Origin of the sequence: Marinobacter nauticus (assembly GCF_003634635.1) — a bacterium.
GTDB lineage: Bacteria > Pseudomonadota > Gammaproteobacteria > Pseudomonadales > Oleiphilaceae > Marinobacter > Marinobacter nauticus.
The window spans coordinates 1,060,987-1,086,290 of record NZ_RBJB01000003.1 but is presented as its reverse complement, the minus strand read 5'-3'; the positions used below and the strand labels follow the sequence as shown (position 1 = coordinate 1,086,290).

20 protein-coding genes are annotated in these 25,304 nt (G+C 58.9%); 12 read left to right on the top strand and 8 right to left on the bottom strand.

All coding sequences use genetic code 11. The features are described 5' to 3' along the window. The first annotated feature begins 3 nt into the window (after positions 1-3). From pstB to C7436_RS10990, 3 genes are all read left to right on the top strand, one after another. Positions 4-891, top strand: coding sequence for a phosphate ABC transporter ATP-binding protein PstB (gene pstB, locus C7436_RS11000; RefSeq protein ID WP_011787033.1), 888 nt, complete (start codon positions 4-6; stop codon positions 889-891). 31 nt (positions 892-922) lie between these two features. Then, entirely contained in the window at positions 923-1,645 is a 723-nt protein-coding gene (phoU, locus tag C7436_RS10995; protein WP_011787032.1) for a phosphate signaling complex protein PhoU, read from the top strand. Positions 1,646-1,747: 102 nt separating this feature from the next. Next, the gene (locus C7436_RS10990; RefSeq protein ID WP_113879122.1) at positions 1,748-2,770 is read left to right on the top strand and encodes a CNNM domain-containing protein; all 1,023 of its coding nucleotides are present in this window, start codon (positions 1,748-1,750) and stop codon (positions 2,768-2,770) included. 64 nt (positions 2,771-2,834) lie between these two features. Here C7436_RS10990 and C7436_RS10985 read toward each other — a convergent pair whose 3' ends face one another. The 5 genes from C7436_RS10985 to mnmH form a co-directional block, all read right to left on the bottom strand. Further along, on the bottom strand, positions 2,835-3,200 hold the full coding sequence (locus tag C7436_RS10985; protein ID WP_113879123.1) for a histidine triad nucleotide-binding protein: 366 nt from the start codon (positions 3,198-3,200) through the stop codon (positions 2,835-2,837). Positions 3,201-3,236: 36 nt separating this feature from the next. Then, positions 3,237-4,532, bottom strand: coding sequence for an FAD-dependent monooxygenase (locus tag C7436_RS10980; protein ID WP_121207837.1), 1,296 nt, complete (start codon positions 4,530-4,532; stop codon positions 3,237-3,239). A gap of 77 nt (positions 4,533-4,609) precedes the next feature. Then, entirely contained in the window at positions 4,610-5,167 is a 558-nt protein-coding gene (locus C7436_RS10975; protein ID WP_121207836.1) for an aminoacyl-tRNA deacylase, read from the bottom strand. Positions 5,168-5,329: 162 nt separating this feature from the next. Next, a complete protein-coding gene (locus C7436_RS10970) occupies positions 5,330-6,163 on the bottom strand; it encodes a mechanosensitive ion channel family protein (RefSeq protein WP_011787027.1) in 834 nt (277 codons plus the stop codon). Between the two features lie 132 nt (positions 6,164-6,295). Continuing rightward, entirely contained in the window at positions 6,296-7,399 is a 1,104-nt protein-coding gene (gene mnmH / locus C7436_RS10965) for a tRNA 2-selenouridine(34) synthase MnmH (protein WP_121207835.1), read from the bottom strand. Positions 7,400-7,513: 114 nt separating this feature from the next. On the opposite strand from mnmH, the gene C7436_RS10960 reads away from it, so the two are divergent. Beyond that, entirely contained in the window at positions 7,514-8,170 is a 657-nt protein-coding gene (locus tag C7436_RS10960; RefSeq protein ID WP_121207834.1) for a 50S ribosomal protein L11 methyltransferase, read from the top strand. A 463-nt stretch (positions 8,171-8,633) separates the two neighbouring features. Here the strand turns inward: C7436_RS10960 and C7436_RS10955 are convergent, their stop codons facing one another. After that, on the bottom strand, positions 8,634-9,038 hold the full coding sequence (locus tag C7436_RS10955; protein ID WP_023009474.1) for a VanZ family protein: 405 nt from the start codon (positions 9,036-9,038) through the stop codon (positions 8,634-8,636). A gap of 95 nt (positions 9,039-9,133) precedes the next feature. Between C7436_RS10955 and cysZ the strand changes: the two genes are divergently transcribed. The 5 genes from cysZ (at position 9,134) to C7436_RS10930 (ending at position 16,211) form a co-directional block, all read left to right on the top strand. After that, positions 9,134-9,883 (top strand): sulfate transporter CysZ, encoded by a 750-nt coding sequence (gene cysZ, locus C7436_RS10950; RefSeq protein WP_011787023.1) that lies wholly within the window; start codon positions 9,134-9,136, stop codon positions 9,881-9,883. A gap of 18 nt (positions 9,884-9,901) precedes the next feature. Then, the gene (rapA, locus tag C7436_RS10945) at positions 9,902-12,763 is read left to right on the top strand and encodes an RNA polymerase-associated protein RapA (protein WP_121207833.1); all 2,862 of its coding nucleotides are present in this window, start codon (positions 9,902-9,904) and stop codon (positions 12,761-12,763) included. Positions 12,764-12,901: 138 nt separating this feature from the next. Then, positions 12,902-15,349: an acyl-CoA dehydrogenase gene (locus C7436_RS10940; RefSeq protein WP_121207832.1), complete on the top strand. Its 2,448-nt coding sequence runs from the start codon at positions 12,902-12,904 to the stop codon at positions 15,347-15,349. 14 nt (positions 15,350-15,363) lie between these two features. Next, positions 15,364-15,744, top strand: a complete 381-nt coding sequence (crcB, locus tag C7436_RS10935) for a fluoride efflux transporter CrcB (RefSeq protein WP_121207831.1) — start codon at positions 15,364-15,366, stop codon at positions 15,742-15,744. Between the two features lie 260 nt (positions 15,745-16,004). Then, positions 16,005-16,211, top strand: a complete 207-nt coding sequence (locus C7436_RS10930) for a cold-shock protein (RefSeq protein WP_008172950.1) — start codon at positions 16,005-16,007, stop codon at positions 16,209-16,211. Positions 16,212-16,273: 62 nt separating this feature from the next. On the opposite strand, the gene C7436_RS10925 is transcribed toward C7436_RS10930, so the two are convergent. Beyond that, the gene (locus C7436_RS10925) at positions 16,274-17,077 is read right to left on the bottom strand and encodes a dienelactone hydrolase family protein (protein WP_121207830.1); all 804 of its coding nucleotides are present in this window, start codon (positions 17,075-17,077) and stop codon (positions 16,274-16,276) included. Positions 17,078-17,337: 260 nt separating this feature from the next. Between C7436_RS10925 and C7436_RS10920 the strand changes: the two genes are divergently transcribed. The 3 genes from C7436_RS10920 to C7436_RS10910 all read left to right on the top strand — a co-directional run bounded on the left by C7436_RS10920 (position 17,338) and on the right by C7436_RS10910 (position 22,724). Further along, positions 17,338-17,949 (top strand): Yip1 family protein, encoded by a 612-nt coding sequence (locus tag C7436_RS10920; protein ID WP_023009478.1) that lies wholly within the window; start codon positions 17,338-17,340, stop codon positions 17,947-17,949. 211 nt (positions 17,950-18,160) lie between these two features. Then, a complete protein-coding gene (locus C7436_RS10915) occupies positions 18,161-19,888 on the top strand; it encodes an alkaline phosphatase D family protein (RefSeq protein ID WP_121207829.1) in 1,728 nt (575 codons plus the stop codon). 103 nt (positions 19,889-19,991) lie between these two features. Next, positions 19,992-22,724, top strand: a complete 2,733-nt coding sequence (locus C7436_RS10910) for a cation-translocating P-type ATPase (RefSeq protein WP_121207828.1) — start codon at positions 19,992-19,994, stop codon at positions 22,722-22,724. On the opposite strand, the gene C7436_RS10905 is transcribed toward C7436_RS10910, so the two are convergent. Continuing rightward, complete coding sequence (locus C7436_RS10905; RefSeq protein WP_121207827.1) at positions 22,705-25,125, bottom strand: phosphoketolase family protein; 2,421 nt, start codon at positions 25,123-25,125, stop codon at positions 22,705-22,707. The genes C7436_RS10910 and C7436_RS10905 overlap by 20 nt on opposite strands. Positions 25,126-25,304 lie beyond the last annotated feature (179 nt).

The window sequence follows — 25,304 nt, the reverse complement described above, 5'->3', positions numbered from 1 at the left end:
TTTATGAATACCCTGAATACAACGGTAACCAGTGAGGCTGATGTGCCTGAAGAGAAGGCCATTCCGGTGCAGGATGAACGACCGGCAGAGACAGTGATTGAAGAGGGTAAAACGGTCGGAACGCCGTTTGCCGACGATCCCAAGTTCAAGTTGCGCAACGTCGAGGTCTTCTACGGTGAAGACCGGGCCATCAAGAACATCAGCCTGGATATTGCCCGTAACGAGGTGATTGCGTTTATCGGGCCGTCGGGCTGTGGCAAGTCCACCTTCCTGCGTTGCCTGAACCGCATGAACGACAGCATCGACATCTGTCGGGTCAAGGGCTCGCTGCAGCTGGACGAGCAGGACATCTACGATTCCAAGCGGGATGTGGTGGAGTTGCGTGCTCGAGTGGGCATGGTGTTCCAGAAGCCGAACCCGTTTCCCAAGTCGATCTACGATAACGTGGCGTATGGCCCACGCATCCACGGCCTGGCCAATCGCAAGTCCGATCTGGATGACATTGTGGAGAACAGCCTGCGCAAGGCGGGGCTCTGGAACGAAGTAAAAGACCGTCTGGATGCCACCGCCACCGGGATGTCCGGTGGCCAGCAGCAGCGGCTGTGTATTGCCCGCGCGATTGCCGTGAGCCCGGAGGTGGTGTTGATGGACGAACCCTGTTCCGCACTCGACCCGATTGCCACGGCCAAGGTTGAGGAGCTGATTGCGGAGCTGTCCGAGAGCTATACCATTGTCATTGTGACCCACTCCATGCAGCAGGCGGCCCGGGTGTCCCATCGCACCGCCTACTTCCACCTTGGCCACCTGGTGGAAGTGAACGAAACCGACAAAGTATTCACCTCTCCGGAACATGAGCTGACGGAGTCATACATTACCGGCCGTTTCGGCTGATGCATGTTCGGGGATAACGGAGACAGACACTATGCCTAATAAAAAGGACGACGTTTACGGGGATCACATTTCCCACAAGTTCAATGATGAACTGATGGAGCTGAAGACCCAGTTCCTCAAGATGGGTGGAATGGTGGAAACCCAGGTCGAAAGGGCAGTGCAGGCCCTGGTTGATGGCGATAGCCACCTGGCGGAGGAAGTGCGCGCCAACGACAAGAAAGTCGATAAAATGGAAGTGGACCTGGACGAAGAGGCCACTCTGATCATCGCCCGTCGTCAGCCCACTGCCCGGGACCTGCGCCTGGTGATTTCTGTGATCAAGATGGTGGCGGATCTGGAGCGGGTTGGAGACGAAGCCAAAAAGATTGCCAAAATGGCCATCAAGCTGGTGGAGGAAGGTCAGGCGCCCCGCGGTTACGTCGAAATCCGTCACATTGGCAACCATGTGCTGACCATGCTGCATGATGCACTGGATGCCTTTGCCCGGCTGGATTCCGAGCAGGCACTGCGGATCATGAAAGAGGACAAGCGAGTGGATGAAGAGTACCAGGCTGCTGCCCGCACCCTGCTGACCTTCATGATGGAAGATACCCGCAATATTTCCCGCTGCATGTCAGTGATGTGGGTGCTTCGTGCTCTGGAAAGGGTGGGCGATCATGCCTGCAACATTGCCGAGAACGTGATCTTCATGGTCAAGGGCGAAGACGTTCGCCATACCCCGATGGAGGAAGCAGAACGGGTGGTTGGCCGCTAATCCCAGGTGGCTGGAAACGGCTGCTTTTGGTGGCCGTTTCCGCTCTTGTCCCTGCCCGCAGTTGCGCTATCATGGCGGGGACAAATCCATTTCTGAGGCCCTATGATTCTCCTTGTCGCATTCGCGATTATCTCCATCGGCTTTTCATTTCTCTGTTCTATTCTCGAAGCAGCCCTGCTGTCTATCACGCCCAGTTACATCGCGTCCCTGAAAAATGATCGGCCGCAACTGTTTGCACGCTTGCGCCGGCTCAAGGATGAAATCGACGATCCGCTTTCCGCGATCCTGACCCTCAATACCATTGCCCATACGGCCGGCGCTACCGGCGTTGGAGCCCAGGTGGCGGTTGTCTTCGGTGAGGTCTGGCTGGGTGCGGCGTCAGCGGCGATGACCCTGGCGATCCTGATCTTTTCGGAAATCATCCCGAAAACCATCGGCGCCAAGTACTGGCGTGTGATCGCCCCTTCGCTGCCGGCGGTGCTGGGATTCATGATGAAAGCCCTGCTGCCGTTTGTCTGGCTGTCGAAGCAGGTTACGCGCAGGATTGCCCCGGGTGACGGCGATACCGACATCCGGGCCGAAATCAGTGCGCTGGTAGAGATCGGCCGTGATCAGCAGGCTCTGGATGAGGAAGAGCGCCGGATTATCCACAACGTACTTCGTTTCCACGAGATCAAGGTCAGTTCCATCATGACCCCCCGCACGGTGTGCAAATTTATTGATCCGGACACCACCGTGCCGGAATTCCGGGATAAAGTGATGAAGTCGCCGTTTTCACGCTACCCGATGATTGACGAAGACGGGGAGACTTTGGGGTACGTGCATCGGGCAGACCTGATCAGCATGAGCGACGATGACGACCTGCAAAGCCGGCTGCGCCAGATCAAGCAGGTAAAAGCCAACACCAACATCGAATTTCTGTTTTCGGAAATGCTGCGGGAGCGCCAGCACATTGCGGTGGTGTACGACGAACTGGGGACCTGGCTTGGGGTGGTGACTCTGGAGGATATTCTGGAAACCCTGCTGGGTACGGAGATCATGGATGAGACCGATAATGTCTCCAACCTGCGCCGCTATGCCAAACAGCGTTGGAGCCGACGATTGAAGCGGTCGGCCGTACAGTAACCAAAAAGGGCAGCCTCGGTGCTGCCCTTTGTCATTCTGTGAGACAAGTCTGTGAGAAGGATGCTCAGGCCTGTTTCATCTTGTCGGTGTATGGCGGCCAGCCCAGGGGCTTGCCGGCGAGCAGATGCAGGTGAATGTGGAACACGGTCTGGCCGGAATTCTCACCGCAGTTCATCACTACCCGGTAGCCATCGTCGGCAAAGCCCATGTCTTTGGCCAGCTTTGCCGCCACCCAGTAAAGATGGCCGACCAGCTCACGGTCGTCTTCCTCAATGTCATTGATGGTGGCAATGGCTTTCTTCGGAATGATCAGCAGATGCACCGGGGCCTGTGGATTGATGTCCTTGAAGGCCAGGCTGATGTCGTCTTCGTACACGATGTCGGCGGGAATTTCCCGGTTGATGATCTTGGTGAAGATGGTTTCAGACATAACGGCTCCTTGTGTCGAGTAAATGCGCGTACGCCACTATAGGCCACCCAGGCCGGGCAGGCGATTAACGATTTGTTGAATCGGCGCGGGCAACTGTTCATCCAGGCCCATGGCGTAGCGAGCGACGCGATTGCGTGCGAACGGCAGTACCCGGGCCGCGCCAAGCCCGAGATTGCGGGCCAGGTGCACCGGCGGAATGGCATTGCTGAACAGGTGGTAGAACAGATCCATGGTCAGCATCATCCGCTGGTTGGCGGGCCGGCGGCGATGTTCATAGAGTTTGAGCCAGTGCGCACTGGCCAGGTCTTCGCCCCCGCGCCGGGCTTCTTTCAGCACGCCCTGCAGGCACTGGGCGTCCTGGAAGCCCAGATTGACGCCCTGGCCCGCCAGCGGATTGATGGTGTGGGCGGCGTCGCCTGCCAGCACCACCCGGTTCTGGTAATAGTGCTTGGCATGCTGGCGGGCGATGGGAAAGCTGGCCCTGGCGTCAATGTGGGTCAGTTCCGGTAGTCGTTCGGGGAAATGCTGCTGGATCTCGGTCATCAGTTGCTGTTCGTCCATGGCCTTGAGTTCGTCCAGTCGGGCCGGGTGGTCGTACCACACGAGGGAGCCCCAGCTCTCTCCGGGGTGTTGCTCGCCGGCGCTGTGCAGGGGCAGGAAGGCCCTGGGGCCGCTGGGGTAAAAGCCCTGCCAGGTAATGTCTTCCACGCCGCCCCGATAGCGCACCGAAATCACCATGGCCTGCTGCTCATACTGATCCCGGGTAACGCCGATACCTGCCAATTCCCGCACCCGGGACATAGCGCCATCGGCGCCGACCACCAGCTGGGCCTGCAACTGGCGGCCATCATCCAGGGTCACCGTGGCGTACTCTGCGCTCTGGACCAGATCCCGAACGCTGTGGCCTGTGATCAGGGTGACGTCAGGTTCCGTTTCGGCAGTTTGCCACAGGGCCAGTTGGGTAATGCTGTTTTCAACGATATGGCCAAGATGCGGCGCGCCCAGGCTGTTGGCGTCGAATGCCACCTCGGTCAGGCTTCGGGGCACCAGTCGTTTGAGCGGATTTGGTGTCTCGTCCCAGACCGCCAGGCGGCAATATGGGGTAGCGCGCATGGCCAGTATTCGCGGCCAGGCACCCAGGCTGGCCAGATAGCGTTCGCTGCCGGCGCTGAGGGCAGATACCCGGATATCCGGGTGGCTGTCTGGCTGATAGGGGGCGGGGGAAGCCTGGTCGATCAGGGCCACGCGGATGCCCTGCTGGCCCAGCCCGGTGGCAAGTGCGGCGCCGACCATGCCGGCGCCTACGATGATGGTGTCAAAGGTCTGTGTCATATCCGGTTCCTGTCTGCTGGCCTCAGTTTACGCGATGCCGTGCTGCAGACAAGCGACCGGGGTCAATCCCGGGTGGATCAGTAGCCTGCCATGGAGGTGGCCGCTGTCTCCTCCCGGTTGCCGGAGCGGCGGGGGTTGCGGACCAGCCAGGCCGGTTTGCGGGCGCCCGGCCGGGTGAAGCCCTGGTTGATGACCATGGGTTGAACCAGACTCAGGAAGTCCCGGGTGTTCATGTGAATGGATTCGCTGTGGCTGCCGGCGGCAAAGGCCAGTTCCGGTTGTTCGGTCAGAGCCTCGGCACAGTAAACGCTCATGCCAAAGAGGTTGCCAAACGGCGGCATGGCGCCCACTTCGCAATCGGGGAAGCGATCCTGAAAGGCCTGTTCGTCGGCCAGGTCGACAAAATCGGTGTCCAGAATCTTGCTCAGTCTGTCCCAGCGAATACGCCAGGTGGCCGGCATGACCAGCATGGCCATTTTGCCATCGAGTTCGATAATGACGGTTTTTACTACCCGGTCTCCGGCAATCCTGACGTGATGGGCCAGTTCTTGGGCGGTAAAGGCTGGGGGGTGAGAGAGGCACATGTAGTCCACACCTGCCTCATCCAGAAATGTTTTCAGCTGCTTTGCCGGCATGTTCACAACCTCCTGACAGCATCGACAGTGTTGTGGAGCCATCCGCCTTTCCCGGGCCGGGCCCCGATGGCAGGCGAGGTTTTTAACCCCGCCTTGTCGTCAGCTTAGTTCAGGATACGCACTTTGCGAGTTACCGGATGTTTCCATGTGAAACGGTTCCGTTTAATCAGCCTTGTACATGTGCACGTCCCGTTGCGGGAAAGGAATCGAAATACCCTCGGCGTCGAAGGCCTTTTTCACCCGCTCCTGCATATCCCAGTAGAACGGCCACAGATCGGCGCCCTTGGTCCAGGCGCGCACCGTCAGATCTACCGAGCTCTCGCCGAGGGCGCCAACAACGATCAGCGGCGCCGGGTCTTTCAGGGCGCGCTCATCCTCTTCGATCAGGCGTTTGCAGATGGCCTTGGCCTTGTCGATGTCATCGCCATAGCCAATGCCGAAGCTCATGTCGCAGCGGCGGGTTTCGTAGGCGCTCAGGTTGGTCAGGCTGGCGTTGGAAAGCTGGCCGTTGGGGATCACGATCCGGCGATTGTCGAAGGTGTCGACGATGGTGTAGAGGATGGTGATTTCCCGCACCGAGCCCAGAAAGCCTTGGGCATCAATAACATCGCCGACCTTGAAGGGTTTAAAGATAAGGATCAGCACGCCACCGGCAAAGTTGGCCAGGCTGCCCTGCAGGGCCAGGCCCACCGCCAGGCCGGCGGCACCGATGATGGCGACAAACGAAGTGGTAGCGATGCCCACCATGGAGGCGACGGAGATCAGCAGCAGAATCTTCAGAATGGCGCTGATCAGGCCACAGAGAAACTTGTTCAGGGTCGGATCTTTTTTGCCAAGGCGGTTGTCCAGCACCCTGACGAACCGGTTGATCAGCCAGAGGCCGATAATCAGCGTAACAATCGCCAGCAGAACCTTTGGGGCATAAGCCATGATCAGGGCAATGGCCTGATCCGCCCATTCAGAGGCCTGCCCGTTAGCACCGAATAACTCTTCCATAGGGAAAACTCCTTGATCGTTAATATTTTCTGAGTGAGTTCTTATCGACAAATGACGTGGTTCAGCGGGATTTGTCTGAACCAACTATATAGCAGAGAAAGCTGTACACGGCATTACTGCCAACGCCCAGGATTACGTGCTGGTGCGGGATCTGGCCCACTCGGTGATGACTTCGGGGCCGCTCCGTACCAGTATTTCGCCATGTTTCTGGGTAAGCTGGTAGTCGTACATGGGGTCGTAGTAGTCGGTCAGCAGGGCCTCAATCCAGCCATGATGCCCTTCCAGGGAGCCATTGGCTTCCTGTTGATCCAGAGCCTGCAGCATCAGGTTACGGAGTTTCTGGTAACGCTCGCCGCCCAGGCGTTTGCGAATGCGGTCGATGGCGCTCAACAGGTAGTCCCGGAAATTCAGCCAGCCGGCGTCTTCACCGTCCCTGGCCCGGTAACTGGCCAGCATGCCTTCAACGTAGTCGGCCCGGATGATGGCAATACGCTCTTCCATGGCCTGTTCCAGAATCAGCAGGGGTGATTCAGACATCCGGGCCCGAAGGGTTTCCGGCAGGGCGCAGCGGCCAATCAGGCGGCTTTCGTCTTCAAGGTAGATTGGCCCTCCCACCTGGTGCCTGGCCTTGAGCATGGCCACCGCCAGCCGGTTCTCGAAGTCGATCTGGGAGGGTTGGGGAGTTACCTGCCGGCCAAAGCTGGAGCCCCGGTGATTCGCCAGGCCCTCCAGATCGACCGGATTGGGCAGTTGCATCAGTACCCGGGTCTTGCCAGTACCGGTGCGGCCGCTGAGAATCCGGAACTGACCTGATTCGATCTGTGCTTCCAGGCTGTCAATGAGGAAGCGACGCAGGGCCTTGTAGCCGCCTTTCACCAGCGGGTAGTCGATGCCGGAGTCCCTGATCCACTGCTGGGTCAGGCGCGAGCGCAATCCGCCCCGGAAACAGAACAGATACCCCTCCGGGTGTTGTGCCACAAAGCGCTTCCAGGCTTCAATTCGCTGGGCCTTGATGTCGCCGGAGACCAACTGGTGCCCCAGTTCAATGGCCTTGTCCTGGCCCTTTTCCTTATAACAGATGCCCACCCGGTGCCGTTCTTCGTCGTTCATCAGCGGGGCGTTTTCTGCAGACGGGAAGCTACCTTTGGCAAATTCCACCGGCGCCCGGACGTCCATCAGCGGCACATCGTTCAGGAACAGGTTGAGGTAGTCGTCGGTATCGGGTCTGCTGGCCATATCAACGGATCACTGTGATTCAGGGTGAGGCGGCAGTATACCGAACCGGCGATATCCCGGCATCCCGGACAAGGGTACAATCCCACGTCCTTTCAGCACTGGCGAGGGAAAATTATGAGCCCGGATGTTCTCAATCGGCATCTTCAGAAAACACTGAGTCGAGGTCGGGTGGCGGTTTCGGCGCCTGCGGGCTGCCCGGATATCCAGCTGTATCTGTTTGACCCGGGGGTGCTGGATGGACCGTTGAGCCATGATGAAGCCCAGGCTGTGGTGGCCGAGCCGGCGTACTGGTCGTTCTGCTGGGCCAGCGGGCAGGTGCTGGCCCGGTGGATTCTGCAGCATCCGGACGTGGTGGCTGGCAAGACCGTGCTGGATTTTGGCTCCGGTTCAGGGGTCGTGGCTGTCGCCTCCGCACTGGCCGGTGCTGCCCGGTCCATAGCCTGCGACATCGACGCGGCAGCGCTGGATGCCGCGGCTGCCAATGCCCGCCTGAACAATGTGGAGATTGATCTGTGTGACGACTGGGCAAACCGGCCCGGGAGCGTCGACCTGATTACCGCTGCGGATGTTCTGTACGACCCTGAAAATCGCCCGTTACTGGCGGCCTTCGAAGCAGCCGCGCCCCAAGTGCTGCTGGCGGATTCGCGAGTGAAGGATCTTGGTCATTCCGGTTATGTGCAGCAGGCTGTGATCGAAGCCAGAACCTGGCCGGATCTGAATGAGTTTGAGGAATTCAACAAGGTGAGGATCTATCTGGCCGGCGGTGACTGAATTTCTCTGACCAGAAAAAACAAAGGGCAGCCATCAAGCTGCCCTTGAACAGGTACTGAACCGCCGTCCGGGGCAGTTCAGATTCGGAACAGGTTGGCGCCTCCGTGCGCGATGGGCAACTGCCGTGTTGCCATTCCTTGCTGCCGTTCCCTGGTGCCAGCATCCGAGCCGGCGATCCGATTCGTTATCCCTTAAGCGAAGCGTCCCTGTGTCCCTGCTTCTCCCCGCAGTCCGTGCCGGGGTGCATCCAGTGCGTCGTCCTTTCCCTGTCATCCTTGACGGTGTTCATATTACCAATGCCAGCTTTACAAACGTGTGAACTATGCACGCAGAACGCGTTGCCGAACTCGTCAAACATGGGAAAGTTGTTACAAATCATTCATGTAGACTTTGGTTTGTAACTGGAATTACAGACTGCGTACGAGATGTCACAGGGAGTTCCTACAGGTATGTAGGAAATGTCTCACAAGGATTCGGGCGATTTTCGCAAATCCGTTTCTTGAGCCAGTCGAAGTCCCGGCCAAGGCAGCAGGCCAAGCCCGATGCCAACGGCATCCGCTGTCAGATCTGCGAGGGAGAAATCCCGGTACGGCAGGTTGGCTTGCACCACCTCCAGTATCAGGCCGAAAACCAGCAAGGCGGGGGCATACCAAAGCACAGAAAGCCGTGGCCATGCCAGGCGGGTCACCAGGGTGAGCTCCAGAAAGGCAATCAGATGATTGATCTTGTCATTGGGCGCCGCAGGGATGGGGTAACTGTTACTGGTGGTTGCCAGGTAAAGGATGGCTGCAATGGAAACAAACAGCGCTGCCTGCCATAGCCGTCGCATGGCCAGAATGGAGACGATAATGGAACGGATGCGGGGCATAGTGGAATCCGAGAGTCCTCGCGGGCTGTGGGAATGGTTCCGACATGATATGCTTTGCGCCCCGTTATTGTCATGGCAGCGGAGGAACACCAGTAATGCTCAAGGGTAACTTTTTTCGTGGACTGGGCTATCTGGGGGAAGGCTTCGGGCTGATTCGCCAGCCGGGCCTCCGGTTGTTTGTTGTCATCCCGCTGATCATCAACATCCTGCTTTTCGGTCTGCTGTTCTATTTTCTGGCCGAACTGTTCACCGCCATGATCGCTGCGGCCATGGCCTGGTTGCCGGACTGGGCCTGGTTGCAGGCACTCGATTGGCTTTTCTGGCTGCTGTACGGCGTGGTGATTCTGCTGATGCTGGCCTATGGCTTCGTGATCGTGGCCAACCTGATCGGCTCTCCCTTCTATGGTTACCTGGCGGAACTCACCGAGAAACAGCTGACCGGCCAGGAGGTATCTACTGACGATAGCTGGTCCGCCATTATCAAGGACATTCCCCGCGCGCTCTGGCGGGAGGTTCAGAAGATTGCCTATTACCTGCCCAGGGCTTTGGGCTTATTCATTATTGGCCTGATTCCCGTGGTCAACCTGGTGGCCGCTGTACTCTGGTTTCTGTTCAACAGCTGGATGATGGCGCTGCAATATGTGGATTATCCGGCCGACAACCACAAGGTCAGTTTTCCGGCTCTGCGCAAGCTGTTGGGAGATACCCGGCTGTCGGCTCTCGGGTTCGGCCTGCCGGTCGCCCTGGCGGCGATGGTGCCGGTGCTCAACCTGTTTGTGGTGCCAGCGGCGGTGTGTGGTGCAACGGCCTATTGGGTTCGGGAAAACGGTTCAAACACTCAGTAATCAGTCATCGGAGGTTTCTTGGAAACATCGGAATTTGTCATCGGCCAGCGTTGGGTCAGCCACAGCGATACTGCCCTGGGTCTGGGTATCGTAACGGACATCTCGGGGCGCAGAGTCACCCTGGGGTTCCCCGCTGCCGATGAAGAGCGCACCTATGCCATCGATAATGCGCCCTTGTCACGGATCGTGTATCAACAGGGCGAGGAAATAGAGACCTTTGACGGTGAGTGCTATACCGTGCGCGCAGTGGAAGATCTCGATGGCGTTCTGGTGTATCACGCCGATGACGGTGAGAATCTTCAGCCGATTTCCGAGGTTAAGCTGGCGGGCTCTGTGAATTTTTCCGCGCCTCATCAGCGCCTCTTTGCCGGCCAGTTTGATCGCAACGGTGCCTTCCGGCTTCGAGTCGCCACCCTGCAGCACATGGACCGTCTGCGGGCGTCGCCGGCCCAGGGGCTGATTGGGGCACGCACCCAGCACCTGCCGCACCAGCTTTATATTGCCCACGAAGTGGCCCGCCGGCATGCTCCCAGGGTTCTGCTGGCCGATGAGGTCGGTCTGGGTAAAACCATTGAGGCAGGTCTGATTCTTCATTATCAGCTGCAGACCGGTCGAGCCCGCCGGGCGCTGTTTGTGGTGCCCGATTCACTGATCCACCAGTGGCTGGTGGAAATGCTGCGGCGTTTCAATCTGCGCTTTTCCATTATTGATCAGGCCCGGTACGACGACCTCAAGGCCGAAGAAGATGATGTCGACGCTTTGGTTAACCATATTTTTGGTGATGACGATGCGGTTAACCCGTTTGAATCTGACCAGTTAGTGCTGTGTAGCCTCGACTTCCTGGTGCGCAGCGAGAAGGCCCGCAAAGACGCGGTGGCGGCGGGCTGGGATTTGATGGTGGTGGACGAAGCTCATCACCTGGCCTGGTCGCCGGAACAGTCCAGCCCGGAATACGATGTGGTTGAGCAGTTGTCCGGTGCCAGCCAGGGCTTGCTGCTGCTGACCGCAACACCCGAACAGATCGGCGTGGCCAGCCACTTTGCCCGCCTGCGCTTGCTCGACCCGGCCCGGTTCCACAATCTGGAGACCTTCCGGGAAGAAGAACAGCACTATGAAGTGATCAATCAGGTGGTCCGGCGCCTGCAGCAGGCGCCGGATACTATCTCAAAAGACGATCGGCAGGCCCTCGCCGGTTGGCTGGGAGATGAGCTGGACGAATTGCTGGCCCGGGATGATGCCCACCAGGCGGTGATCGATGCGTTGCTGGATCGTCACGGCACCGGGCGAGTGTTGTTCCGGAATACCCGGGCCGCCATTCAGGGCTTCCCGGAGCGACAGCCGTTACCGGAACCCCTGCCGTGCCCGGACCTGTATGAACACCATCAATACGGTGTCACCGGGCTGGCGCCTGAGCAGGCAGTGGATGAAGAAGACTGGCTGGCCCAGGATCCCCGGGTGAGCTGGCTGGAGAAGAAACTGGCCAGCCTGCGCCCGGCCAAGGTGGTGGTGATCTGTGCCAAAGCCAGCACGGCCATGGCGCTTGAGCATTATCTGCAGTTACGGGCCGGTATTCGCAGTGCAGCCTTCCACGAACACCTTAGTCTGATTGAGCGCGACCGGGCCGCGGCCTATTTTGCTGATACGGAGCAGGGGGCGCAGGCGCTGATCTGTTCGGAAATCGGCAGCGAAGGGCGCAACTTCCAGTTTGCCCACCACCTGGTGCTGTTTGATCTGCCGGCCAATCCGGATCTGCTGGAACAGCGCATTGGTCGCCTGGATCGGATCGGCCAGACCGAAGCGATCCGTATTCACATCCCCTATCTTCAGGGCACCAGTCAGGAGGTACAGTACCGCTGGTTCCAGGAAGGGCTGAATGCGTTTGCCGAGAGCTGCGCCGTGGGTGTTGCTGTTCAGGAACATGTTCAGGGCCAGTGGCAGCAGGCCCTGGACGGAGACGAAAGCCAGTTGGAGCCACTGGTGGCGGCCAGTGCGTCTGAGACGGCGCGTCTGAAAGACATATTGCACAACGGCCGGGATGCGCTGATTGAACTGAACTCCTGTCGTGTTGATGAGGCTGAGGCTTTGATCGCCGGGATCGAGGAAGAGGAGAATGCCGCTGAAGTCCGTGACTACATGATTCAGGCTTTCGATATCCTCGGCGTTGACCTGGAAGACCACAGTGAGCATGCGGATATCCTGAAGCCGGGCGAGCAGTTCCAGGCCGGCCTGGTGGCGGAGCTTCCGGAAGACGGGCTGACCGTTACCTGGGATCGTCAGCAGGCGTTGCAGCGCGAAGATATGGCGTTCATGAGCTGGGAGCACCCGATGGTTACCGGGGTGATGGATTCGGTGAATAGTTCCGGGCTGGGCAAGGCTGCCCTGGCCAATCTCTCGGTCAAGGCTCTGCCCCCGGGAACGCTCCTGCTGGAAGCCGTATTCGCGGTGCATTGTCCGGCGCCCGAATCGCTGCAGTTGACTCGGTATCTGCCGGTTTCGCCCCTGCGCCTGGTGGTGGATGTGAATGGCCGGGATCTGTCCAAGGCTCTGCCCCATGAACGGCTGAATGAGCTTTGCTCCAATATCCGGCGGCGCACGGCCCAGGCCATCGTGCCGAAAATCCGGGCCGAGGTGGAAACCATGGTCGACCACGTCGAGACGCTGGCGGAGCCGCATCTGTCACCGCTTCGCGAACAGGCGCTGGCGAGGGTAGAAGACAGCTTCATGCCGGAGATTCGGCGTCTGGAAGCACTGAAGAAAGTGAATCCGGCCATCCGCAACGAAGAAATCGACTTCCTGCGTAGCCAGCTGGATGCCGCCCGCAGTGCTGTAGAGCATGCGTCCCTGGCCCTGGAGGGTATCCGTGTGATTGTCACATCGTAATGGTGCTAACCGACTGAACACTGGTCATTATCTGGCGAACAGACATCTGTTAGGGTAAGTTGAACGTAACGAAGTGTAGTCAAAGGGCTCCGGCACTGGCCGGAGACTCCAATCCATGGAAGACAGAGAGATCCTGAGATGACTTTGATTCTTTTTCTGGTGGCTCTGGCCGGCCTGCTGTACGTGATGCGCCGGGAATCCGGTGCCAAACCCGCCATTGGCGTGATGGTTGTGGTAGGTGTGCTGTCCCTGTTTCTGGCCTCTGGCTGGCTTGCTTTTGTCCTTCTGGCGGGCGCGGCCGTTACCGCTGTTGCGGGTTTGCCCCAGTTCCGGCAGAGCTGGCTCACCCCCCGGGTGTTTGCCATGTTCAAGAAGGTGGCGCCCAAGGTGTCAGACACTGAGAAAGTGGCTCTGGAAGCGGGTACCGTTGGTTGGGATGGCGAACTGTTCACCGGTCGCCCGGATTGGCACAACCTGCTGATTAACCGCCACACCGGTCTGAGTGAGGAAGAGCAGGCCTTCGTCGACGACCAGTGCACCCAGGCCATTTCCATGTGTAACGCCTGGGATCTGGCGGTTGAGCGTGCCGATCTGCCCAAGGAACTCTGGGATTTCCTGAAGAAAGAGAAGTTCTTCGGCATGATCATTCCGAAGGAATACGGTGGCCTCGGGTTTTCCGCCAAGGCCCAGACTGCAGTGCTGCAGAAGCTTGCCGCCAACGAAATGCTGATGGTCACGGTCGGCGTGCCCAACTCCCTCGGCCCGGGCGAGCTGCTGGTGAAGTACGGTACCGAAGAGCAGAAAGACTATTATCTGCCGAGACTGGCCGATGGCCGGGAAGTCCCCTGTTTTGGCCTGACCGGGCCTCGCGCAGGCTCTGATGCCACTTCGCTGCCAGACACCGGCATCGTCTGCAAGCAGGAAGTGGATGGTAAAGAAGTGGTGGGTATCCGCCTGAACTTTGAAAAGCGCTGGATTACGCTGGCGCCAGTCGCCACGGTGGTCGGGCTGGCCTTCCGGATGTTTGACCCGGACGGGCTGCTGGGGGACACCAAAGATTACGGCATTACCTGTGCGCTGATCCCCCGGGATACCGAGGGCATGGAAATCGGCCGGCGCCATTGCCCCATCGGGTCCCCGTTCATGAACGGCCCGATCAAGGGCAAGGATGTGTTCATTCCGCTGGACTATATTATTGGTGGCCAGGAAATGGCGGGCCAGGGCTGGCGTATGCTGGTTGAATGTCTGTCGGTGGGTCGCTGTATCACCCTGCCGTCCGGTGCTGCCGGTGCCGCTGCCTATGCTGTGGGCACGGCCGGTGGCTTTACCCGAATTCGCCGCCAGTTCAATACGCCGGTGGCGGAGATGGAGGGGGTACAAGCCCCGCTGGCCCGCATTGCGGCTAAAACCTACATTGCCCAGGCGGCTGTTAATCACACCGCTAACATGATCGACCGGGGCGAGAAGCCGGCGGTGCCGTCCGCTATCCTCAAGTATCACCTGACCGAATTTCAGCGTGAAATCCTCACCGATGCCATGGATGTGCACGGTGGTAAAACTGTAACCCTTGGACCCCGCAACTACCTGGGCATTGGCTATAGCGGTGCGGCGGTGTCGATCACCGTTGAAGGCGCCAATATCATGACCCGCAGCCTGATGATCTTCGGTCAGGGTGCCATCCGTTGTCATCCGTATGTGCTGAAAGAGCTTGCCGCGAAGGACAATGACGATATCAAGGCGTTTGATGAGGCGTTCTTTGGTCATGCCGGGCTAATCTTTGGCAATGCCGCCCGCGCCTTTACGCAGGCGCTGGGCCTGGGCAAGGCTGATGTGCCATTCGACAGTGCCTCCCGCAAGTATGCCCAGGCCCTGGCGCGGTTCAGCTCTGCCTTCGGCCTGTGTGCCGATGCGGCCATGACAACCCTGGGCGGCGAGCTGAAAATGCGCGAGCTGATTTCGGCACGCCTGGGTGACATGCTGGCGAATCTGTACCTGGCTTCCATGGTGCTGAAGAACTGGCACGAAACCCAGCCGGTGGATGGCGAGAAAGAACTGATGCAGTACAGCCTGGCCTATCTGCTGCACCGTACCGAGCTGGCACTGGACGAGTTCCTCCAGAACCTGCCGAACCGACCGGTGGCACTGGCTCTGCGAGCTATTACCCTGCCGTTGGGATGCCGTTGGGATGCGCCCCATGATGATCTGGCGCGTAAGCTGGCCCGTTCCATCACCACCGATACGCCGGTTCGCAACAAGCTGATGGCTGGTGCCTGGACTACAGACGGGGAAGGCACGGTGGAAAATCCCGTCGCCCGCTATAACGGTCTGTTGAAAGACTACGACAAGGCCGAGCAGCTGTATCGGAAGGCCACCAAGGCTTACGCCAAGGGCGAACTGCCGATGACCGCACTGCATCCCGAGGAGCGTTTTGAGGCCGCCCTGGAGGCCGGTGTATTCAGCAAGGAAGAAGCCGACTTCATGCGCCAGTATGAAGAGGTGGTGCTGGAAATGCTCACCGTGGATGATTTCCCGTTTGACGAGTTTGCCCGAAACCGGGAAACCCTGATCGACCACAACCCGGCCTGAGGCGGCCGGGTAGCATGTGGTGGTCGGTTCTTGCAGTCAGCGTTGGTGCCGTTATAGGCGCCAACCTGCGCTGGGGGCTTGGGCTCTGGCTTAACGCCAGTTATCACGCCGTTCCCTGGGGCACACTGGTTGCCAACCTTAGTGGTGGCTGGCTGATTGGCCTGTTGATGGCTTTTTTCAGCCAGAGCAGTGTGCTTTCGCCGGAATGGCGTCTGTTTGCGGTGACAGGTTTGTGTGGCGCCCTGACGACTTTCTCGACCTTCTCGCTGGAGATGTTCGCCGCGCTTCAGGAAGGCAAGTGGGGCATGGCCCTGGTCGGAATTCTGGCCCATGTTGCTGGCTCTATCCTGATGACAGCACTCGGATTTCTGACTTTTTCCCTGGTGCGTGGGTAAGCCTGCGGGCCAGTCAGAATCTGTGGGTATCACTACCTACACAAATTATTGAAATTACGCTTGGCAAGCCCGAAATTCCAGAGTAGAGTGGGTTCGTAGGAAAGAATCAGCAAAGCAGTTCATGAATAAGACGTACCTCCGCAGTTAGTAGTGACCGTCCTGTTTTTGATCCCGCGAGTTCTGTTTTTCCGTAACACGCTGACCAGCACCCTATGAGTGTGTGGCAGCAGATAATATGATTGATTTCAGGAAGTTTAAGTATGTCTACTACTACCGGTACTGTTAAGTTCTTCAACGAAGCAAAAGGCTTTGGCTTTATCACTCGTGAAGGCGGCCCGGACGTATTCGTTCACTACAGCGCCATTCAGGGCTCTGGTTTCAAGACCCTGGCCGAAGGCCAGCAGGTCGAGTTCACCGTAACTCAGGGCCAGAAAGGTCCTCAGGCGGAGAACGTTGTTGCTCTGTAATCCCCTGAGGATTCAGCAATAACCCAAAAAAGGCAGCCGAGGCTGCCTTTTTTGTTGCCTGTTTATTCCCCGAAGATTTCCTCATAAAAGCGCATGGTGCCCTGCCATGAGCGCCGCGCAGCCGCTTCATCATAGGCGATTGGCATGCCGAACTCTGCCGCCACCTTATCGGCATTGGGATTGGTAAAGGAATGCTTCACGCCAGGGAAGCTGACCAGCGTCAGATCCACTTCGGCATTCTGCATTTCCCGAACCAGCCCGGCTACCTGTTCCGAGGGAACCATGTCATCTGCGCCGCCTGTGTAAACCTGCACTTTTGCTTTCACAGCGCCAGCTTCGGCCTGCAGCGGGCTGCCCAAGGCACCGTGGTAGCTGACTACGCCATCCAGATCCACGCCCATACGAGCCATGTTCAGGACCACGGCACCACCGAAGCAATAGCCCTGGGCAGCAATACGGTCTGGGTCAACGCTGTCATGGTTCTGCAGAAGTTCCTTGGCTTTCAGGAAGCGGGCTTTAACCTGCTCCATGTTGCTTGTGGCTTCTTGCATGAACTTCTGGGCGGTATCCGGATGGTCGGCCTGTTTGCCGGAGCCATACATATCCAGTGCGAAGGCGGTATAGCCGGAGGCTGCCAACTTTTCCGCCTGCTCCCGGGCAAACTCATTGTGGCCCCACCATTCGTGTACCACCAGCACGCCGGGGCGTTTCTGGTCGAACTCGTCGTCCCAGGCCAGGTAGCCGGTGAAGGTTTGGCCGTCTACGGTGTATTCAATGGTTTCGGTCTGCATTTCTGCAAGCGCCTGTGTGCTGGTCATAAAAAGGGAGAGGATTGCTGTGGGTACTGCGGTTCTGATACGGATCATCGCGTTTGTTACTCCTTGCCAGGGTTGGTGACACTTCCATGATTACGTTGGCAGCCAGAAAATCGATCCAGACTCACTGGCGCGCCCTGTTCTCAGAACAAAACGGTCTTATAGGCCAGATCTGATAAGTAAAGAGAATCAATGCCGGCTTTCCCGAATCTGATTCTTGACTATAGTTAAGAACAGGAACGGTTTTAAGTCCGAAATGGTTCGGGCACCGTATCCACCCATACCAACAACAGCAATAAAGGGGGTGGTTTATGCTTCTGTCCCATGCGTTTGGTCTCTTCACCCACCCGGACGACGAGTGGGTATCCATTAAGAAAGAACACGAACATCCAACTCGTCTTTATGTGGCGTACGTCGTCATTCTGGCGGCCATAGCGCCAATCTGCGCCTACATCTCGACGGCCCATTTTGGTTGGTCTATCGGTAGCGAAAGGCTGATCAAGCTCACCGAAATCAGTGCGCTCCAGATGAGCGTTCTGACCTACCTCGCCATGCTGGTGGGGGTCTTCGCCCTCGGGTACGCCATTAACTGGATGGCGAAAACCTATGGCGCCAAGGAAGAGCACGTGCCGTCTAACGGTATTGCCCTGGCAGCCTATTCCTGCACGCCACTGTTCCTGGCCGGTTTCGCGCTGCTGTACCCGGTGCCTTGGTTCAATGCTGTGGTGTTCCTGGCGGCGGCCTGTTACGGCGCCTGGCTGATGTACGACGGCTTACCGATCGTCATGGGCATCGAAAAGGAGCGGGCAGTCATGTACGGAGGGGCACTGCTCACGGTGGCACTGGTGATCCTGGTATCCACCCGTGTCGGTTCGGTCATTCTCTGGAATCTGGGGCTCGGGCCGGTGTTCGTCAGCGGCTAGCCAGACACGTTATTCACTCGGTCAAAACGGGAGCTTCGGCTCCCGTTTTTTGTGACTGCCGTCTGCTTGCGATGCACCTGTCGGAATTTGCCACAGCCTTGTCGCAATCCGGCAACGCGTTCTTCATATCTCTGGTCTAGCTTTTCAGGCCAACCGGTTTTGGTTTCCGGGCACGATAAAAAGCATATGACGAACATGACAGGGGTGGACAATGGCTAGACTGACGAGACGGGATTTTCTGAAAGCATCGGCACTGGGTATGGGGGCGGTGGCGATTTCCACCGGCCTGGCGGGGTGTGTGCTGGATAGCGACGACAAACGGCGGGTTGATTTTACCCATGGTGTGGCCAGTGGTGATCCGCTACAGGACAGCGTTATCCTCTGGACCCGGGCCGTGCCCGAGCGTGGCAGCAAGGTGAAAGTCGGTTGGGAAATCGCCACCGATGCGGAGTTTGCCTCGGTGGTGCGCTCAGGAACCGCCGAAACCACCGAAGCCCATGATTTCACCATCAAGGTGGATGCCCAGGGGCTGATGCCGGGCCAGCGTTACTATTACCGTTTCCGCTCCTCGGGTGCCACTTCTCCCGTAGGTGCCGCGACTACCTTGCCGGAAGGATCGGTAGAGCAGGTGCGACTGGCTGTGGTGTCCTGCTCCAACTACCCGGCCGGTTACTTTCACGTATACCGGGAAGTGGCAAAACAGGCGGACCTGGATGCTGTGGTGCACCTTGGTGACTATATCTATGAGTACAGCAGTGACCCGGACAGCTATGCCTCGGAAGAGGCTCAGGCTTTGGGCCGTACCTTCCCGGAGAACAATAACCGGGAGTTGCTGACACTGGTCGATTACCGCCGCCGGTATGCCATTTACCGGGAGGACCCGGACCTGCAGCTGGCCCATCAGCGGCTACCGTTTATTGTGGTGTGGGACGACCATGAAGTGGCCAACGACACCTGGCGTAATGGTGCTGAAAATCACGATGACTCTGAAGGCGATTTTGAACAGCGCAAGCTGGCGGCGCTGCAAGCCTTCTTCGAATGGATGCCAATCCGGCCGGTGATCGAAGGTAATGACGAGGCCATCTATCGCAGCTTCCGCTTTGGTGATCTGGTGGATCTGCACATGCTGGACACCCGTGTTATCGGGCGCGATCAGCAACTGGATTACCTGAACTATCTTAGCGAAGCCGGACTGAACGTGGATCAATTCACGGCCGATGTGACGGATCCAAACCGGACATTGCTGGGAGCAGAGCAGCGTCTGTGGTTGCAGAACAAGCTGGCCACGTCGACCGGGCGATGGCAGGTGCTGGGGCAGCAGGTGTTGATGGGGCGTATGGATCTGCCTGCTGAGTTGCTGCTGGCGATTGCCACTGAAACGTTTGACGATTTGCCGGTAACACTTCAAGAACTCGCGACACTAAAAGGAATGCAGCTGCAGGGTATGCCACTGACGGAAGAGCAGGAAGCCCGAATCAGCACAGCCGCACCCTACAATCTCGACGCCTGGGACGGCTATCAGGCAGAAAGAGAAGTCGTTCTGGGCATGGCGCGGCAATTGGACAAAAACCTGGTGGTGCTGGCCGGAGATACCCATAACGCCTGGGCCAATAATCTGAAGGATATGAATGGCAACCAGGTGGGTGTGGAATTTGCCACCGCCTCGGTGTCTTCTCCCGGACTGGAGGACTATCTGGGACTGCCTGATGCCCTAATTGCCGATGCGGAGCAGGGCATTGGCCTGCTGGTGGATGGCCTGGACTACCTGAACATCAATCAACGTGGTTATATGGTGGTTACTTTCACTCAGGACGAAGCCCTGGCTAACTGGTATTTCGTGGATACCGTCAAGAGCCGGGAATACACGGTTGATAACAGTCGGTCTGCGGCGCGGAAGACCTTGCCGGGTGCCGGGAACCGAACGGTCGATCCGGTATAGCCAACCGGGCGCGGCTATACCAGCCTTCGGTTTGACCTGGCGCATTGGCGGTATCGGCAGAATCCTGTGTAGTTGACCCAGACCTTAGGCAGGGAGCAGGGATATGTCCGAAGTCAGTACGTCGGGTTCAAAGGGTTCGTCGGCCAGGGGGGAGCACTCTCTGGCCTGGCATGCCATAGCCTCAGAACAGGCGCGGGTTCTTCTGGATGCATCGGCTCCTTTGACCGATGAAAGCGCGCAGGTCAGGTTGGAGACGTTTGGCCCCAACCAGTTGCCAGAGGGGCGCACGTCCGGCCCCCTGGCCCGGCTCGGTCGCCAGTTACGGAATTTCCTGATTTATGTACTGCTGACCGCAGCGGCCATCACCGGTGCTCTCGGACACTGGGTCGACGCCGGGGTGATTCTGGCGGTGGTGATTGTCCAGACCCTGGTCGGCTTCATCCAGGAAGGTCGGGCCGAGCAGGCATTGTCCGCTATCCGTCATATGCTGGCTCCCCGCGCCCGCATTGTCAGGGCCGGCGGCCAGCATCAGGTGGATGCCGGCGAGCTGGTACCTGGTGATACCGTGATGTTGGAGGCTGGTGACCGTGTGCCCGCCGATCTTCGCCTGGAAAAAACCAACAACCTCAAGATTGAGGAAGCTATCCTGACGGGCGAATCCGAGGCGGTGGACAAGTTCCCCGATCCGGTGGACGAGCAGTCGGCCCTCGGCGACCAGACTGGCATGGCGTTCTCCGGCACCATGGTGGCCACGGGCACCGCCCGGGGCGTTGTCGTACGTACCGGTATACATACCGAAATCGGCCGCATTTCCGGCCTGCTGGCTGATACCACCAGTCTTAAAACTCCGCTGCTGGAACAGATGGACCGGTTTGCGCGGGGGCTTTCTCTGATTGTCATCGCGACCGGCATTCTCATCTTCTTTGGCGGACTGGTGTTCAGTGGCCTGGAATTCCGGGAGTTGTTCATGGCGGTGGTGGGCCTGACGGTGGCAGCCATTCCTGAAGGCTTGCCTGCCATTCTCACCATTACCCTTGCCATTGGTGTGCGCCAGATGGCGCGTCGCAAGGCGGTGGTACGCCGGATGCCGGTGATCGAAACCCTGGGCGCGGTTTCAGTCATTTGCTCTGACAAAACCGGCACGCTCACCCGTAACGAAATGATGGTGACCACAGCTGTGACCTCCGGTGAGCGCTATGAGATTACCGGCGAAGGTTATGGTAGCGATGGCATGGTCTGCCGGGGGGGGAAGCCGGTCACCGGCGATGGGGTGCTGGCTGAGCTTGCCCGGGCGGCGGCACTGTGTAACGACGCCAGCATTATTGGCAAAAACGGGCAGCCTTCTATTCATGGTGACCCCATGGAAGCCGCGCTGAAAGTGTTTGCCGGCAAGGCGGAATTTGATCATGTGAACAGTGCCTCCGGCTGGCCACGGGTTGATGAGGTTCCCTTCGATACCCGCATACGGTTCATGGCCACATTGCATCACGACCACCACGGTCACGGTATTGCCTATCTCAAAGGCGCTCCGGAACGGATTCTGGCCATGTGTGCGCACCAGGTATCCACCGACGGTGGAACGGAGCCGCTGAGCACGGAGCACTGGGAACGGATCATTACGGAAATGGCTTCCGAAGGCCTGAGGGTGCTGGCACTGGCGCGCAGGCCAATGGCGAAAGGCAGCCGGGAACTGGTGCTGGAAGAGCTGGAACAGGGCGCTGAATTGCTGGGGGTGGTGGGCTTGCTGGATCCGCCCCGGCAGGAGGCTATCCGCGCTATCAAAGAGTGCCACGATGCCGGTATTCGGGTGAAGATGATTACCGGCGACCACGCCCTGACGGCCGGTGCCATTGCCCGAAAACTCGGGCTGCGTAATGCCGACCGGGTACTGACCGGCAAAGAGCTTGATGACCTGGATGAAGATCAGCTCCGGAGTCTGGCCGGAGAGGTGGATGTGTTTGCCCGCACCAGCCCCGAGCACAAACTCAGGTTAGTGAAAGCCCTGCAGGCACTGCATGGTGTGGTGGCCATGACCGGTGATGGCGTCAACGATGCCCCGGCACTGAAGCGGGCGGATGTTGGCATTGCCATGGGTGTAAAGGGCTCGGAAGCGGCCCGGCAGGCGTCATCGGTGGTGCTGCTGGATGATAACTTCGCCAGCATTGCTGCGGCTGTCCGGGAAGGGCGCACGGTTTACACCAACCTGCGTAAGGGCATTGCCTTTATGCTTCCGATTAACGGGGGGGAATCCGTCAGCCTGATCACCGCCTTGTTGCTGGGGCTCACGCTGCCCATTTCCGCCTTGCAGATTCTCTGGGTGAATATGGTCAGCTCGGTGCTGCTGGCCATGACCCTGGCATTTGAGCCGCCCGAGCCCGGAGTCATGCGGCAACCTCCCAGACCACGGGACGAGTCCTTGCTGCAGGGATTTGTGGTCTGGCGGGTGGCGTTTGTATCCCTGCTGTTTCTGGTGGGTATCTTCGCGGCCTGGTTCTGGGTCATGCATCGTCATCAGGACCCGGTGCTGGCCAGCACTCTGGCGGTCAACACCCTGGTGGCGATGGAGGTCTTCTACCTGTTTGCGGTGCGTTATCTCGACAGTGCCTCGATTACCCTGCGGGGGGTGCTCGGCACCCCCGTTGTGCTGGCAGCGATCGCAGCGGTCGTGGTATTGCAGCTGTTGTTCACCTACCTGCCGTGGTTCCAGCACACCTTTACCACTGCGGCCCTGAGCTTGGAGCAACTGGCGTTTTCCGTGGTGGCTGGTGTTGTGGTTCTGCTGGTGTTGGAACTGGAAACTGCGATACGTAACCGGGTCAAGGCAGTCCGCGGGTAATCACTCCCGGATCGCCTCGGCCCTCCACCGCGGCCAGTTCGGCGCTGGAGAGCCATTCTCCGGGAGGTTTGTCCATCACCTCGGCGCAGGCCGCCAGGGCATGGCCCCATGAGCAGCGGTTGGCGAACAGCATGCCCGCTTCATTCAGGGTACCACCCCGATTGATGTAGCCCAGTACCCGGGAATGGCCGGGCTGCGGGAACAGCGTGTGCAGGTGTCCGCGAAACACTTCCGGCCGCATATGGGTCAGGGCAACCCGTCGGTGCATGCGATGGGGGAACAGACGCTCCCGCTCAAACTCGGTCAGGCACGAGGTGGCTTCCATCGGATCCCGGGGTTGACGGAAGCGCCCGGGTTCCTGCAGATAGACCAGCCGGAACGGTGTGCCGGTCTCGCGCAGACGCTCGCAAGCCCGTATGGCCTCGGAAAGCTGATAGGCGCCATTGGCAATCAGCAGCAGTGGTTCTTCGCCAGCCGAGGTATCCTCGTCCACCACCAGTGCGCCGTGTCTTGCCAGTGCTTCGGCTTCGCTGCCGTTGAAGACGCACGGGCGCTCCCGTTTCGGGATAACGAGGCAACTGATGCGGCCCCGCTCCCGGTAAACCGATGGCAGAATCGCCAGGGCGCTGTTGTAGTCAGCCGGGAAAATCACCCGGGAGACATCACTCATTTCTCCCAGTAAAGCCTCACAGAAGCTGGTGTCCTGGTGGGATTGCTCGTTCTTGCCGTTTTCCCATGTGTGCGAGGTGGCAATCACTGGCAGTCCCAGCCATTGGGGTGGCCGGCCCACTTCTTTCTGATGTCGGGCGAAGATCAACTCCTGGCGGATGGCACCGAGCATTTTCACGCAGAAGGCTTCGTAGCTGGCCACCAGATTCAATCCCGCTTTGTTGGCCAGGCAGGCAGAGACGACCGCCTCTTCATTCAGTGCCGTAATGATCTTGCCGTGTACTGACTCGGCCTCGTTCTCCGGGTCGTTTACGCGGTGCTTGAGGCTGTCGAGCACGCCTTTGAGTCGGTTGCTGGCGAGCTCGTCCGGGTTGCCGATCCTGGGCCGGAGCTCCGGGTTGTCCGCGACCAGAGCCTTGAAGAATTCATCAACGGCAGTCATGGGTGAGCATTTGTTCTGAGCCCAGGGCAAAACCGGAATGGCAGGTTCCGAGGGACGGCGAAGCGCCAGCGGGTGATCCCGCTCCAGTGGCCGGCCCTGTTGGCTGTGTTCATTCAGCTCGGATACCGCCAGGTTCAGCTCCTGCGGTTTTACCCAGAGCGGTGTTGCGTATTCATTGAACAGCTCCCGGGATATGGCATCCATACGAGGATTGCCGGGCAGAGGCAGATTGTGAGCTGCGTTTTCTCCGGCGCCATAGAAACCATAGCCTTTCACGGTCTCTGCGATACCGTAGGGTATGCGAACCGGGTAGCCGGTCTCACCTTGTTGCGCAGCGGTGCCATGGGCTGCAAGTGCCTGCTCCATGTCGTACATGGCACAGACGAAGGCCGCGGGATCACGGCCGTCAAATCGTACCGGATCAAAGCCCCGGTGTTGCAGGTGCTGCTCAAACCGTTCCAGACCCTCACGGGTACCAAGCTCGGTTCGTTGTTCAATGCGCCGCCCATTGGCAATCATCACCGGCAAGACCAGTCCGCAGTCCTCCGCACGCCACCATCGGGGTATCCAGTCACTTCCGCGCTGTTCTTCGGCGGCGCCGTCGGAAAGGAAGGCCACCAGAGACTCACCGGGCAGAGGCATATGTGCGTACTGCAGCTCTGCAAATCCAAGGTAGCCGCCTTCGATAATGCCCCCGGCGGTATGGGGGTTTACGTGGCTGCCCAGGGGGGCGGCCATCGTGCCATCCGGTTTCTGGCGATAGCTGTAGAAGTCGGAGGCCAGTCGAGATAGTCCCTCAGGCGCCAGGTAACGGGCGCGTTGCTCGGGATGCAGATTGCCGGTCAGAACGTTGAGTGCATCCACGGCGGCCACACAATGCCCTTGTCCCATCAGCCAGCTGCGGGTTTTTCCGGTCAGGTTGTTGAGGGCCAGGTAGGCCGCGTAGGCAGGCACCATGTTCAGGGCGCCTCCGGTATGGCCTTCCGGCGAAGCCTTGAAATCCTGGGCGACCAGGGGGGCGCCGGCAATGTCCACCCGGTTGCAATAGGTCATGTGCACCACCAGCCACAGGCCGGCGCTGGTGAGCCGGTCCAGGGCGATCAGCTTCCGGTACACCGTATCTTCATCCGGTTGGTGCCCGGCACTAACCAGTTTTCCAGCGAGTTCCCGGACTCTGGCGGAGGTCTGTTCGGAGTGCCGGATAACGCCATAGCCCTGCTGCCAGCAATGGAAGGCTGAGCCTGGTGTTGCCTCGTTGGGCGCCTGAACGGGTTCAGTGGGCGATGACATGACGGCCTCCATGGCTGATGAGTGTGAAGGAAGTGTAAAACGGACCGCCGTCAGCCCCCTTGATGCAGGTCAGTCGTATCTGCATCTTTTAGCATGCACTGAGCTGGTGCGGGACTTGGGTCCGTGCGGATTTCGGTATAGGATGGTGGCTCAGGACTCAATGATGAAAGGAATCAATC

Excerpts from the sequence above, each read along its gene's own strand:
- pstB (WP_011787033.1), top strand. The coding sequence starts at position 4 with ATGAATACCCTGAATACAACGGTAACCAGTGAGGCTGATGTGCCTGAA.
- phoU (WP_011787032.1), top strand. The coding sequence starts at position 923 with ATGCCTAATAAAAAGGACGACGTTTACGGGGATCACATTTCCCACAAG.
- C7436_RS10990 (WP_113879122.1), top strand. The coding sequence starts at position 1,748 with ATGATTCTCCTTGTCGCATTCGCGATTATCTCCATCGGCTTTTCATTT.
- C7436_RS10985 (WP_113879123.1), bottom strand. The coding sequence starts at position 3,200 with ATGTCTGAAACCATCTTCACCAAGATCATCAACCGGGAAATTCCCGCC.
- C7436_RS10980 (WP_121207837.1), bottom strand. The coding sequence starts at position 4,532 with ATGACACAGACCTTTGACACCATCATCGTAGGCGCCGGCATGGTCGGC.
- C7436_RS10975 (WP_121207836.1), bottom strand. The coding sequence starts at position 5,167 with ATGCCGGCAAAGCAGCTGAAAACATTTCTGGATGAGGCAGGTGTGGAC.
- C7436_RS10970 (WP_011787027.1), bottom strand. The coding sequence starts at position 6,163 with ATGGAAGAGTTATTCGGTGCTAACGGGCAGGCCTCTGAATGGGCGGAT.
- mnmH (WP_121207835.1), bottom strand. The coding sequence starts at position 7,399 with ATGGCCAGCAGACCCGATACCGACGACTACCTCAACCTGTTCCTGAAC.
- C7436_RS10960 (WP_121207834.1), top strand. The coding sequence starts at position 7,514 with ATGAGCCCGGATGTTCTCAATCGGCATCTTCAGAAAACACTGAGTCGA.
- C7436_RS10955 (WP_023009474.1), bottom strand. The coding sequence starts at position 9,038 with ATGCCCCGCATCCGTTCCATTATCGTCTCCATTCTGGCCATGCGACGG.
- cysZ (WP_011787023.1), top strand. The coding sequence starts at position 9,134 with ATGCTCAAGGGTAACTTTTTTCGTGGACTGGGCTATCTGGGGGAAGGC.
- C7436_RS10940 (WP_121207832.1), top strand. The coding sequence starts at position 12,902 with ATGACTTTGATTCTTTTTCTGGTGGCTCTGGCCGGCCTGCTGTACGTG.
- crcB (WP_121207831.1), top strand. The coding sequence starts at position 15,364 with ATGTGGTGGTCGGTTCTTGCAGTCAGCGTTGGTGCCGTTATAGGCGCC.
- C7436_RS10930 (WP_008172950.1), top strand. The coding sequence starts at position 16,005 with ATGTCTACTACTACCGGTACTGTTAAGTTCTTCAACGAAGCAAAAGGC.
- C7436_RS10925 (WP_121207830.1), bottom strand. The coding sequence starts at position 17,077 with ATGATCCGTATCAGAACCGCAGTACCCACAGCAATCCTCTCCCTTTTT.
- C7436_RS10920 (WP_023009478.1), top strand. The coding sequence starts at position 17,338 with ATGCTTCTGTCCCATGCGTTTGGTCTCTTCACCCACCCGGACGACGAG.
- C7436_RS10915 (WP_121207829.1), top strand. The coding sequence starts at position 18,161 with ATGGCTAGACTGACGAGACGGGATTTTCTGAAAGCATCGGCACTGGGT.
- C7436_RS10910 (WP_121207828.1), top strand. The coding sequence starts at position 19,992 with ATGTCCGAAGTCAGTACGTCGGGTTCAAAGGGTTCGTCGGCCAGGGGG.
- C7436_RS10905 (WP_121207827.1), bottom strand. The coding sequence starts at position 25,125 with ATGTCATCGCCCACTGAACCCGTTCAGGCGCCCAACGAGGCAACACCA.